General features: G+C 65.8%; 12 protein-coding genes. 11 read left to right on the forward strand and 1 reads right to left on the reverse strand.

Annotated features, from left to right (window positions below; all coding sequences use genetic code 11):
• Positions 1-61: 61 nt before the first annotated feature.
• Positions 62-601: a peptide-methionine (S)-S-oxide reductase MsrA gene (msrA, locus tag IB243_RS03635; protein WP_192425012.1), complete on the forward strand. Its 540-nt coding sequence runs from the start codon at positions 62-64 to the stop codon at positions 599-601.
• A 35-nt stretch (positions 602-636) separates the two neighbouring features.
• On the opposite strand, the gene IB243_RS03640 is transcribed toward msrA, so the two are convergent.
• Positions 637-1,569 carry an SAM-dependent methyltransferase gene (locus IB243_RS03640; protein ID WP_192425014.1) on the reverse strand — a complete coding sequence of 311 codons (933 nt, stop codon included), beginning with the start codon at positions 1,567-1,569 and terminating at the stop codon, positions 637-639.
• Between the two features lie 161 nt (positions 1,570-1,730).
• Between IB243_RS03640 and IB243_RS03645 the strand changes: the two genes are divergently transcribed.
• From IB243_RS03645 to IB243_RS03690, 10 genes are all read left to right on the forward strand, one after another.
• Positions 1,731-2,588 (forward strand): helix-turn-helix domain-containing protein, encoded by an 858-nt coding sequence (locus tag IB243_RS03645; RefSeq protein ID WP_192425016.1) that lies wholly within the window; start codon positions 1,731-1,733, stop codon positions 2,586-2,588.
• 169 nt (positions 2,589-2,757) lie between these two features.
• Positions 2,758-3,183 (forward strand): Fur family transcriptional regulator, encoded by a 426-nt coding sequence (locus IB243_RS03650; RefSeq protein WP_192425392.1) that lies wholly within the window; start codon positions 2,758-2,760, stop codon positions 3,181-3,183.
• Positions 3,180-3,863: an ABC transporter ATP-binding protein gene (locus IB243_RS03655; RefSeq protein ID WP_192425018.1), complete on the forward strand. Its 684-nt coding sequence runs from the start codon at positions 3,180-3,182 to the stop codon at positions 3,861-3,863. The genes IB243_RS03650 and IB243_RS03655 overlap by 4 nt, the downstream gene beginning before the upstream one ends.
• Positions 3,860-5,098 (forward strand): ABC transporter permease, encoded by a 1,239-nt coding sequence (locus IB243_RS03660; RefSeq protein WP_192425020.1) that lies wholly within the window; start codon positions 3,860-3,862, stop codon positions 5,096-5,098. The genes IB243_RS03655 and IB243_RS03660 overlap by 4 nt, the downstream gene beginning before the upstream one ends.
• Before the next feature lie 59 nt (positions 5,099-5,157).
• Positions 5,158-5,409 carry a hypothetical protein gene (locus IB243_RS03665; RefSeq protein WP_057224408.1) on the forward strand — a complete coding sequence of 84 codons (252 nt, stop codon included), beginning with the start codon at positions 5,158-5,160 and terminating at the stop codon, positions 5,407-5,409.
• Positions 5,410-5,590: 181 nt separating this feature from the next.
• A complete protein-coding gene (locus IB243_RS03670) occupies positions 5,591-6,178 on the forward strand; it encodes a DUF3299 domain-containing protein (RefSeq protein ID WP_192425394.1) in 588 nt (195 codons plus the stop codon).
• Between the two features lie 37 nt (positions 6,179-6,215).
• On the forward strand, positions 6,216-6,701 hold the full coding sequence (locus IB243_RS03675) for a hypothetical protein (protein ID WP_242421455.1): 486 nt from the start codon (positions 6,216-6,218) through the stop codon (positions 6,699-6,701).
• A gap of 405 nt (positions 6,702-7,106) precedes the next feature.
• Positions 7,107-9,155 carry a TonB-dependent receptor domain-containing protein gene (locus IB243_RS03680; protein WP_225584739.1) on the forward strand — a complete coding sequence of 683 codons (2,049 nt, stop codon included), beginning with the start codon at positions 7,107-7,109 and terminating at the stop codon, positions 9,153-9,155.
• A gap of 308 nt (positions 9,156-9,463) precedes the next feature.
• Positions 9,464-11,086, forward strand: coding sequence for a sensor domain-containing diguanylate cyclase (locus IB243_RS03685; protein ID WP_192425022.1), 1,623 nt, complete (start codon positions 9,464-9,466; stop codon positions 11,084-11,086).
• A 569-nt stretch (positions 11,087-11,655) separates the two neighbouring features.
• The gene (locus IB243_RS03690; RefSeq protein ID WP_140426792.1) at positions 11,656-12,390 is read left to right on the forward strand and encodes an IPTL-CTERM sorting domain-containing protein; all 735 of its coding nucleotides are present in this window, start codon (positions 11,656-11,658) and stop codon (positions 12,388-12,390) included.
• The last annotated feature ends 40 nt before the right edge of the window (positions 12,391-12,430 follow it).

Consider the following 12,430-nt stretch of genomic DNA (forward strand, 5'->3'; position numbering starts at 1 on the left):
GTAGCAAGCATGAACTGGAGCGTCAATTCATAATCTTCAGGTTTTGTACCCAAGGACCACCATGACTTTGCAAACCATCACCCTGGGCGGCGGCTGCTTCTGGTGCACCGAAGCCGTGTTCGACCGCGTGCGCGGCGTGACCGATGTGGAAAGCGGCTACACCAACGGCCACACCCTCAATCCCAGCTACGAACAGATCTGCCAGGGCGACACCGGCCACGCCGAGGTGGTGCGGCTGACGTTCGATGCCGACGAGATCAGCCTGCAGGAGATCCTGGAGATCTTCTTCAACACTCATGACCCGACCACCCTCAACCGCCAGGGCAACGACGTGGGCACGCAGTACCGCAGCGGCATCTATTACGAAACCCCCGAGCACGGCGACATCGCCAACGACATGGTCCGCCAGATGTCACAAGACAAGCTGTTTGGCGCACCCATCACCACTGAGGTGAAGCCGCTGGCCAACTACAGCGTGGCCGAGGCCTACCACCAGGATTACTTTGCCAACAACCCCAACGCGGGATATTGCGCGTTTGTGGTGGGGCCGAAGGTGGAGAAGTTTCGCAAGACGTTTGTGCGGTATCTCAAGCCTTCGTGACCCATTCGGACGGGTGATGGCGATTGCTAGGCCGTTCACGCTGGTTTCGCAGGAGCTGGCGCCGCGACACGGGCCCGCACGATTCCGCCGAGCAACCCACCCAGGGCACGCTGCAAGAGGGTGGCAGGCTGGTGTGCCAACAAGGTGCTTCTGATCGTGGCGGGGGTCATGACCTCGGCGGGGTCAAAACCGTGTCGGGCCAGCATTCCGTACAGTTCAGCATCGCCCATGGCACATCGCCAAGGCTCGCCCAAGCGGCGAAACCGCCGCCCCATCAGCGCCAGTGCCAGCTGGCGACCCCATTCCGCAGGCTCTGGCCGGCGCACGTAGTCGAAGACCACCACGCTGCCCGGAGCCACCTGCGCGCCAATGCCCGCCAGCGTGGCCTCTACTGCGGCAGGTGCCAGATACATCGTGACGCCCAGCCAGGCAAACACCGTGCGTTCATGGCGCTGGAACCCGTGGGCCACCAGCCGCTCCATGAAGTCCTGCCGTTCGAAATCCACGGGCACATAGGTGGCAGCCGGTGGCATCGCCAGCCCTGCCTGCGATGCGAGACCCCGTTTCCACTCCTGGGTGGCAGGGTGGTCCACTTCGAACACGCGCCGCAAGCCCTGGGGCCACCGATTGCGCAGGGCAAACGTGTCCAGGCCCGCGCCCAGCAGCACGTACTGCGTGGCACCGCCTGCCACCGCTTCGTGCAGCGTGTCTTCGGCAATGCGGCTGCGCACCACCAACGCGCCGCGCATGGCCTGTGAGAAGCTCCCCGCGTCCTTGCGGCGGCTCTGTGGGCCGTCTCCGTCCACTGCCTCACGCAACTGCGCCGCCTGCGCGGGCCCCAGGATGTCCAGCGCCAGCGGGTCCTGAAAGATCTCACCGCCCTCCAGCAACTGGTGCCGGGCCCGCGCAATGCCACAAAGCAGTGCTGTGTGGCTGGGCCGGGCTGACGCCAGGAGCGGCTGGCCCACGGTGGTTTGGAGAGGCGAAGAGGGTGTGTGGGTTCTTTGTTCTGGCTGCATGGTGGCCGCAATTTTGAAAGGCGCCAGTTCGGCTGTCTTGAACTTTTTCGCCAACCGTGCGGGTTTCCGGTGGGACGTTCCAGCCTTGCGCCTGTTTACGATAAGCGCCTGTGCGAATCCGCCTCCAACTCCCTTTTGCCACCGTGGCCCTGCCGCCCGCTTCTCTGGCGGGCAGCATTCGCGCCTACATCACCAAGGACACCACAGGGTCCCCGCAGAAAGGGGAGGGCATCAACCGCTATCCGGCGTCCGTGTATTGCGGCATTGCATGGTTTCTCGAGGGGCGCTCAGAGTGGGTGGGCCCCGACCTGCAAGTGCAGCAGGCCCTGCCTTCCACCCTGCTGCTGGGCCCGCAAACGCGGCCATGGGTCACGCGCAACCCGGGGCCGGTTCGCACCTTCGGTGTGGTTTTCTACCCCCAGGCGTTTCACCGTCTCGCCGGCCTGGATATCAGTGCCCTGGTCGACGGCATGCTGCCTGCACAAGATGCGTTGCCTCCCCATTGGGTGGCCTTGTGCGACCAGGTCCGGCTTGCGGCGGACGACACCGCGCGGATGGTGCTGCTGGAGGAGTTTGTCGCGGGCCATGGCCACGCCCAGCCCAGCGCCCAGTTGGCCGGCGCCACGGCCTTCCGCTGGATGCGAGAACTGCAGTTGCATGCTTCGGCCCGGGGCTTTGGGGGCAGCCTGCGCAGCCTGGAGCGCCACGTTCGCATCTGGGCGGGGCAATCGCTGCGGCGACTGGGCTGGCTGTCGCGGGCGGAAGCTACCCTCATGCAAGCGCGCCAGCGCAGCGAGGCGTCCGGCCAGGCTCCGCGCTGGCAAGACGTGGCGCTGGACGCGGGCTATGCCGACCAGTCCCACCTGTGCCGCGAAGCCCAGCGCGTGACGGGCCAAAGCCCCGCTGAATTGGCGCGGCGTGTGCAAAGCGACGACGACAGCTACTGGTTCTACCGCCTCTGGTCGTAGTGTTTCAGCGCCTGCGATAGATCGCGAGGCTTCCCCTGGAGAGGGTCTGCACGCATGCATAATGCAACCCAATTGCGTTACAGGCCTTGCCTGCTCGCTGCATTCCGCCATGCCCTTCGCCCCAACCTCTTCACCCCCACACCGCCAGCCCTGGTCGCTCCCGCCCGGTATGCGCGCCACCCGCGCCACGCGGGCGCTGGCGGCGCTGTACGAAGCGCGTCCTGATGCCGCGCTCTCAGAACCCGAGGTAGAGACCGCCCTCGCCACTGCTGGCGCCCCCATCAACAAGGTCACCGTGTACCGCATGCTCGACCGTTTTGCCACTGCGGGCCTGCTTCACAAGCAGGTCGATGCCGCCCGCGTCACCCGTTACGCACGGGCCCCCCAAGGCGAAGAGGGCGCCGCCCCACGTTTTGAATGCGACGACTGCCACCGCCAGTTCCGCCTGTCGCAGGGCTCCGCCAAGGTGCAGACCGCTCTCAAGCAGGTGCTGCAGGCGCTGGCCACGGCTGGGCATGAGAGCCTGGCGGTGGACATTGCGGTCCACGGGCGCTGTGCAGACTGCGCGCACCCTTCCGAGAGCGCCGCCGCATGATCCGCACCCGGGGCCTTGCTTATACCTACGCCACGGGCGGCGCTGCGCCGCTGCGCTTCCCCGACGTGGACTTGCGCCAAGGCGGCACCTTGCTGCTGCGCGGGCGTTCTGGCTCGGGCAAATCGACTTGGCTTTCGCTGATAGCCGGGCTGCGCGGTGCCAGCGGGGGCGACCTGTTTGTGGCGGGCACCCAGCTGGGCACGCAGCGCGGGGCCGAGATCGATGCCTGGCGCGCGCGCAACATTGGTTTTCTGCCGCAGAAGCTCTACCTCAGCAGCGCGCTTTCGGTGGCCGACAACCTGGCGCTGGTCTACTTTGCGGCCGGGTTGCCGCGCGACGATGCAGCCATCCGCCGCGCTCTGGCGCAGGTGGGCGTAGCCGAGCTGGCGGCACGCAAGCCGCACCAGCTTTCGGGCGGGCAGGCGCAGCGTGTGGCGCTGGCGCGGGCCGTGCTGCTGGCGCCACAACTGCTGCTGGCCGACGAGCCCACGGCCAGCCTGGACGACGAGGCCGCTGCCGACGCGCTAACGCTGCTGCAGCAAAGCGCTGCCGCCTGTGATGCCAGTCTGGTGATTGCCACGCACGACCACCGTGTGGTGCAAGCCCTGGCCGGTGTGCAGACGCTGGATTTGAATGAAATGGGCGCCCAGCGCTTGATAGATAAGCGCGAGCAGCTATGAATTCAGGAGTCTTCAAACTGGCGCGCCTGTCATGGCGCTACTTGTGGTCCCGCCCGCTGGCGGCGGTGCTGAACCTGCTGGTGCTCACGCTGGGCCTGGCCGCCATCACCCTGGTGCTGCTGGTGGCCACGCAGCTCGACAAGGCGTTTGAGCGCGACCTCTCGGGCATCGACCTGGTGGTGGGCGCCAAGGGCAGCCCGCTGCAGCTCATCCTGGCGGGCGTGTTCCACATCGACGTGCCCACGGGCAATATCCCGCTGCAGGAGGTGCAGGCGCTGCAGAAGAACCCGCTGGTGGCGCAGGTCATCCCCTTAAGCCTGGGCGACAGTTACCAGGGTTTTCGCATCGTGGGCACCACGCCCGACTATCTGTTGCACTACGAAGTCCAATTTGCCAAGGGCGCGCTGTGGCAGCAGCCCATGGACGCGGTGCTGGGCGCCACGGTGGCCCGCAGCATCGTCAAGGCCGACAATGGCGGTACGCCGCTGGTGGGGGCCCCGTTCGTCGGCAGCCATGGGCTGGGGGGAGGAGGGCATGCACACGGCGACCACCCCTACCGCGTGAGTGGCGTGCTGGCGCCCTGCGGCTGCGTGCTCGACCGGCTGATCCTCACCAGCACCGAATCCGTCTGGATGGTGCACGAGACGGCCACAGCCAACGACGCCGAGGACCTGGAGATCCTGAAAGAAGAGCGCGAAGTGACCGTGGCCCTGGTGCGCTACCGCACGCCCATGGCCGCCATCACGCTGCCGCGCCAGATCAATGCCGACACCGCCATGCAGGCAGCGGCGCCCGCCATTGAGGTCACGCGCCTGCTGCGCTTGCTGGGCGTGGGCGCCGATGTGCTGCGCGCCTTCGGCGGCGTGCTGCTGGCCGTGGCCGCGCTGAGTGTGTTCATCGCCCTGTGGAACGCCGTGCGCGAGCGCCGGGCCGACCTGGCCATGCTGCGCATGCTGGGCGCTCCCCCGGGCCGCGTGGCGGGGCTGGTGCTGTGGGAGGCCCTGTGGCTGGCCGCAATGGCGTCTGTTTTGGGCCTGCTGCTAGGCCACGGCCTGGCCCATGGCCTGGGCTGGGCGCTGCAGGCGCAGGGGTTGCTGCCCGTCACTGGCTGGATCTGGCTGCCTGCCGAGGCGGGTGTGCCCCTGCTGGCGGCGGGTGTGGCAGCGCTGGCGGCATTGTTGCCTGCCATGCAGGCGTACCGCACCAATGTTGCCGACCTGCTAGGCCAGCCCTGACACAACCATTAACTTCCGACCTCTCAAAACCATCCGCCGACTCAACCTGAAAGCCTTCCATGAAAAAACTCCTCACCGCACTCGCCCTGGCCCCCATGCTCCTCGTCGGAGCCCTGGCGCACGCCCAGGCCCACAACGACAAAGAGACCAAAGAGGACATCGCCCGCCACCGCGCCATGGCCGCCGCGCACGAGGCTGCTGCCAAGTGCCTGGAATCCGGCAAGGGCGAGGACATCTGCCAGAAGGAACTCCAGACTGCCTGCAAGGGTCTTGGGATTGGCAAATACTGCGGCATGAAGCACGCGCACTGAGCACGGACTTACAGGTCACTGCACAGGTCACTGAGGCGATGGGCCTCCCGGCCCGCTACCATTTCTGAGAACGCAACAGGTCAGGTTTACCGCCATGGCAATCCCCCGCATCCACCGTCACCCCGCCGCATCACCCGATTCCGAAGTCAGCCGGCCCCGCGCTGCACGGAGCGCCTGGGCGATGGTGGTGCTGGCATGGGCCGGTGCGGCACTGGCCCAGCAGCAGCCCACCAAGCCGGAGCCCGGCGCTTTCGAGCGTGCCACGGGCAAGACCCCTGCAGCGGCCCCGACCGCCACCACCGCACCCGCGCTCTCTTCACCCTTGCCTGCGGGCGCGGGCACCGCCATGCCATCGGGCTCCGGCGCGGGCTACCACAGCCCCAACAGCCCGATTGCCCCGCTGCCCCAGCGCAATGACGTGGTGCCGTGGTCCGTCCTGACCGACCTCACCAAAAAGACCACCAAGGATGGCATCCTGCCCGTGTTCAACGACGCACAAAAGGGCATGGACAAGACCACGCAGCGCATCCAGGGCTTCATGGTGCCGCTGGATGCCAAGGGCACGCAGACGCACTTTTTGCTCACCTCCGTGCCGCTGACCTGCTCGTTCTGCCTGCCCGGCGGGCCCGAGAGCATGGTCGAGGTCAAGGCCAAGACCCCCGTGCGCTACTCGCTGGAGCCTGTGGTGGTGGAGGGCAAGTTCTCCGTGCTCACGAACGACCAATACGGCCTGTACTACCGCGTGGTGGAAGCCGTGCCGGTGAAATAGCTTCATAGAGCCTGTTCAAAGTCTTTTCTTTCCACCCGTGAACCCGTTGCTCCCCCCCCGGCTGACCGCGCTGTGGCGCCGCCTGCGCCAGCAGCTGCCTGCGCAGGCGGCCCTGGCCTGGCTGCTGCTGGCCCTGGTGGTGGTGCCCACGCTGGGGCGCCTGCACCAGGTGGAGCATGCGGGGGCGCTGGAGCAGATGCGCGCAGGCCACGCACTGCAGGGTGCACAACAAGCCACCGTGCGCCACGGGCTCTCTGCCGTTTCCCTTGCAGAAGCGGCAACGCCCGCCGCTGCATCCCCAGAGACAGGCCACGCCCACGGGCTGCTCTCACTGCTCCTGGCGCCCCACGCCCCGGTGGATTGCCTTTTGCTCGACCAGCTTGCGTTGGGCGATGCCCTGCACAGCGCACCCCAGGCGCTGCCCGCACCGGTGCCCGCGCAGGCACCACCGGTACAACATGCCGGGCGCTCTACAGCCCCGCACGTTGCGCTGTTCCAGGCGCGTGGCCCGCCCACGGCCTGACAAAGCCGCATTCGTGCCTAGCGTCAGCGGGGCTCCACCTTCTCGCCGCCTTGCAGGGCTGCGTACGGAGCCCGTGGCGCCTGCAGCGCATTGCGTACCCGCCCCTGAATTGCTCCTGAATTAATAGCTATCAGCGCTTGATGGAAAAGCGCTGGCAGCCATTTTATTCATATTTTTGCGCCCCGTGCGTGGAAACCATGTGCCTGCCTGGCCCCGCCCAGCACCGGCCCATGCGCCACGCCCCACCCGACCCCATCGACGTACACGCACCCGTTGCGACACCGCACCATGACACACACCGCTCCCGATACCGCGCGCAATGCCACCCGCACCATCCGCACTTCCCGCCGCCTGGTCGCAGTTCTTCGCGGCCGTCCCACCCTCCACCCCGTGGCCCTGGCTGCCATGCTGGCGCTGTCTGGCACCGGCGTGGCGCACGCGCAGGCCACGCCGGGTGCCGCGCCTGCCGACAATAGTGCCGCCGCGCCCAGCCTGCCTCCCGTCACCGTCTCTGCCAGCGGCCTGCAACTGGGTGCCAACGACATGACCACCCCCGTGACCGTGCTGGAGGGCGACGAACTCGTACGCCGCCGCGAGGCCACGCTGGGCGAGACGCTCAACAGCGAGCCCGGCATCACCAGCAGCCATTTCGGCGCGGGCGCCAGCCGCCCCATCATCCGCGGCATGGACGGCCCGCGCGTGAAGGTGCTGTCCGATGGGGCCGAGCTGCATGACGCCTCCACCATCAGCCCCGACCACGCCGTGGTGTCCGAGCCGCTGCTGGCCACGCAGATCGAAGTGCTGCGCGGCCCCTCGGCCCTGGTGTATGGCAACGGTGCGGTGGGTGGCTTGGTCAATGTGCTCGACGGCAAGATCCCCACCGCCATCCCCCAGAAGGGCTACGAGGGCAGTGCCGAGCTGCGCGCCAACTCCGGCGCGGGTGAAAAAGCAGGCGCCTTCTCACTGACCGGCGGCACCGGCAACCTGGCCGTGCACGTGGAAGGCGTGGCGCGCGACGCCGGTGACTATCGCGTCGGCAAAGGCTGGGCGCCCGAGGGCGAACCCACCCGCAAGGTGCTGGGCAGCTTCAACCGTACAGACACCGGCAGCGTGGGCCTGTCGTGGGTGGGCGACCAGGGCTACCTGGGCGCCGCCTACACCCGCCAGACCGCCAAGTACGGCCTGCCGGGCCACAACCACAGCTTTGAAGGCTGCCACACGCACGGCGACCACCTGCACTGCGGCGCGCATGCAGGTGACGAGGAAGACGGCCACGACCACGGCGCCGAGGCGGGCGATGTGCCCGTGGTCGACCTGCGCAGCGAACGCTTTGACATCCGCGGCGAGCTGCGCAACCCGTTCGCTGGCTTTTCGGCCCTGCGCCTGCGCGCCGGCGTCACCGACTACGTGCACGACGAGGTCGAGGACGGCGCCATCAGCACCACCTTCAAGAACAAGGCCTACGACACCCGCATCGAGCTGCAGCACGAGCCCATTGGTGGCTTCAAGGGCCTGATCGGCCTGCAGACCTCGCAGCGCAAGTTCAGCGCCGAGGGCGAAGAGGCCTATGTGGAGCCCACCATCACCCGCAAGCTGGGCTTCTTTGCGCTGGAGGAATACCGCCTGGGCGACTGGCGCTTTGAAGCCGCCCTGCGCCACGACCGCCAGACGGCAGAAGCCCAAACGAGCAACATCGAACGCAGCCACAACGGCACCTCCGCGTCGCTGGGCGCGGTGTGGAAGTTCACGCCCGGCTACCAGGTCGGCACCTCGTTCACCCGCGCCAGCCGCGCGCCGTCGGCCGAAGAGCTGTACGCCAACGGCCTGCACATGGCCACCAGCACGTACGAACGCGGCAACGCAGACCTGAAGTCCGAGATCTCGCAAAACATCGACGTGAGCCTGAAGAAAACGAGCGGCGACACCACCTTCGGCGTCAGCGTCTTCCGCAACCGCATCAACAACTACATCTACGGCCGCACGCTCGATGAAGTGGAGGGCCTGCAACTGCTGCAGTACAGCCAGGCGGACGCTACCTTCTCCGGCATCGAAGGCCAGGTGCGCCAGCGCCTGAACCGCAACCTGGGCATCACCCTGTTCGGCGACACCGTGCGCGCCCGTCTGGTTGGCGGCGGCCTGCTGCCCCGCATCCCCGCCACCCGCGCCGGTCTCCGCCTGGACGGCAACTGGAACGCCTGGGAAGGCCAGGTCGAATGGGTGCAAGTGGCCCGCCAGAACCGCGTGGCAGAGTTTGAAACCGCCACACCCGGCTACGGCATGCTGAACCTGGGCGTCAGCTACAACGGCCAGTTCGGCAGCGGCACGCCATGGCAGGTGTACCTGAAGGCCAACAACCTGACAGACCGCCTGGCGTATGCGCACACCTCCTTCATCAAGAACGCCGCGCCGTTGATGGGGCGGAATTTGACGGTGGGGGTGAAGGTGGCGTTTTGACGGGGATTCCGTCGTGATGTGAGCGAGCCAGCGACGGAGGAGGGCATTACTGGCTCGCACACCTCCCGGCCCCAAACCACCCAAGCCACCGAGTCCAAAGGTGCCTTGGATGCATGCCATACTCGCTTTGACGTGGTTGATTTTTCGATCCGTCAAGGCGACGCAGCCTCAGTCCCGGTGATGACGCGCACCCGATTCGGAAATGGGATTGGCACCGCAGCAGGCCGCCCAACGCCGGGTTGCGCGACGCGCGAAGGACTTGTTCGGCGCGGCCCTGCATGAATCTGACCCATTTGCAATAGCCCTGCATGCCCACCACTCCCACGCCGTCCGCAAAACTGCTGCAATTGTTACCCGAGGCGGTGGTGCAAACCGATGCGCTGTGGGAGATCACCTATCTGAATCCGGCGTGGCACAAGCTCACCGGCCATTCGGTGGCGTCAGCGCTTGGCAGGTCATTGCTTGAATTCGTGCATCCCGACGACATCGGCACCATGCGCTCGGGCATGCCGGTGTTCCGCTTGCGCTTTGCCGACGCGGACTATCGCTGGGTGCGTCTGCAGCTCCACCCGGAGACGGATGCGGCGGATCGGGTGATCAGCCGCCAGGGTGTCCTGATCGAGATTACCGAGGTCACCGAGCAGGTGCTGGTGGAAATTCGCCAGCGCTTTCTGCGCTTGCTGGAAACCATTGATGGCGTGGTGTGGGAAGCTGAAATCGGCGTGGGCAATACCTTCCTGAGCCCGCAGGTCGAACGGTTGTTCGGTTACTCCGTGGAGGAGTGGCGTTCTGACCCGGGCTTCTGGCGCGCGCATGTGCATCCCGATGATCTGGAGCAGGCCCTGCTGATCGACGATGCCGCATACAACGCCACGCACAGCCATGCCTACGAGATGAGTTATCGGCTGATTGCCAAGTCCGGCAAGGTCGTGTGGGTGCGTGATCTGTGCCGCGCAGTGGTCGAGCCGGGGCGGCCGAACCGCATGATCGGCCTGATGATCGACGTCACCCAGCAGAAGAACACCGAACTCGAGTTGTTGCGCTCCGAAAACCGCTATTCGCTGGCGACGCGCGGATCCAATGACGGCATCTGGGATTGGGACTTGCGAACGGACGCCCTGCATGTGTCCGGGCGTTTTCTCCAGATCGTCGGGCTGGGTAGCCGCGATCATGTGCATGACGGAGGCTGGCGCTTTCTCGAGCAGCTCATCGATCCCGAGGATCGCGTGCGCGTGCAGGAGGCCTACCGCAGGCACCTATCGGGGAACAGCCCGAACTTTTCGGTGGATTTCCGCGCGTTCCACGGGGCGGGGCGGCTGGTGTGGGTCAATTGGCGCGGGCTCGCCGAGTTCGAAGACGGCGTTGCGGTGCGCATGGCAGGGTCGTTGAGCGATCTGGCCGAACGTGGTAGTTCCTACGATGCGCTGACCAACTTGCCCGGCCGGCCGTTGTTCCGCGATCGCCTCGCGCATCTCATCGCGCTGCACCAGAACGAGGTGGTGAACGGTGGTGGAATGCCGGCACGCGATGGAGCCACGATGTTCGCCGTGCTGCTGCTGGATCTCAACAGTTTCAAGGCCGTCAATGACAGCTACGGGCACCATGTGGGCGACCAGCTGTTGCAACAGGTGGCACGGCGGCTCGAATCCTGCGTGCGGGCGGTGGATCTGGTCGCCCGCATGGGTGGCGACGAGTTCAATGTGCTGTTGGAGTCCATTGATCCCGCTGAAGCCAGCCAACGCGCTGGGCAGATTGCCGCCGCCCTGGAAGTGCCTTACGTGATTGGCAGGCACACCGTGATCAGTGGTGCGAGTATCGGATTGGCCAGCAGCGCATCCAGGCTGGCGACGGTCGACGACTACCTGCGCGCTGCAGACACCGCCATGTACCGGGCCAAAAGTCAGTCATTGGGCGTGTGCGTGTTTCAATAAAGCGTGTCAGGGACAATTACCTGCGAGGCTGTCGCATGGCTTGCCTTCCTCATCCCCTTCTGGTTTTCGGTGGTTTCGCTGGGGTGCTTCCAGTGCGCTTGTGCCTGGGACCAGGGGGTTATTGCTGGTCGATGGCTGCTGCCTCCATTGGAGGCCGGTAATCGAACATGTTTTTGGACTTCCGCGCTTGTTCATCAAGCGCCATCAGCTATCATAAAAATAGCAGACAATAGTACCCCGGCTTTGCGTTGACCGTGGCAGGCCTTGACGGATGGGGCACTCTCGGCGCCAGCCAACCCAAGGGGCCTTGCCTTGATCAGAACAAAACGGGCTTTCCAGAGTTTGGCGCGCTGGCACCTGAACACCAGCACGTCTGTGACGAATTCAAAGATGCTGGTTGGAAGCCCGGTCACGATGCCCAGAGCAGAGGCGGGTCAAGCGGGATACGCCGAGCCCGAATCCGGGGGGCACGCGCGCAGCCCGCACAGGTAACATATTGAGGCGCCGAGGCTGGCAGGGGCGGCGATCGGAGCAGTCAACGGGAACCAAGTGCCCCGGGGCGGCGCAACATGCTCACCAACCGTGGAAACCAAAAAATGTTCAAAAAAAGTGTCTGGAAGTGGCTGGGATCACTTGCTTGTTTGCTGGGCGCAGTGGGGGCGGCCCAAGCGCAGTCCACCACTTACGTGGCCACCGCTGCAGGCAACTACACGGGTTTCACCAACTTCACGGTGTGCGGCACGCCACCGTGCCAGAACTTCACCGCGGCGATGAGCACGTCTGGCTCGTTCACCACCACCGCGCCGCTGGCAGCCAACCTGGCGTCTGCGCAGTTGGGCGCCTTGGTGTCGGCCTTCAGTTTTTCAGATGGCCTGACCACATACACCCATACAGACCCGAATACCCGGGTCTGGAACTTCCGGGTCACGACCGATGCGAGCGGGGCAATTACGGGTGTGAACATTCTTATCCAGCGCTGGATTTCGGGCGCAGCGCCCCACAACATCGGTGACCGGTTTTCCTTCTTCGAGACCAGCACCACAGCTGCAAGGCACAACATGTTCTGCAGTGGGATCGCCGTTTCCACCGCAGGCGTGGCAGATTCATGCGGCTTCGCCGGCAGCGATACCAGCACCTCTTCTGCAATCCCTGTTTCGCTGGTGTGGTCTGCTGCGGTGGCAGCTTCCTCCATACCGACCCTTTCCGAGTGGGCGTTGATGGCCATGGCGGGGTGGATGGCGATGGTTGCATTTCAGCGGCTGCAGCGCCGTGACGGCAAGCGCTTGGCGCATGGGCAGCGCTGACAACAACACGGTGCTGGTCGCACACCCGCTCAGCGCACCT

This window comes from Acidovorax sp. ACV01 (assembly GCF_014851495.1).
Taxonomy (GTDB): Bacteria; Pseudomonadota; Gammaproteobacteria; order Burkholderiales; family Burkholderiaceae_C; genus Acidovorax; species Acidovorax radicis.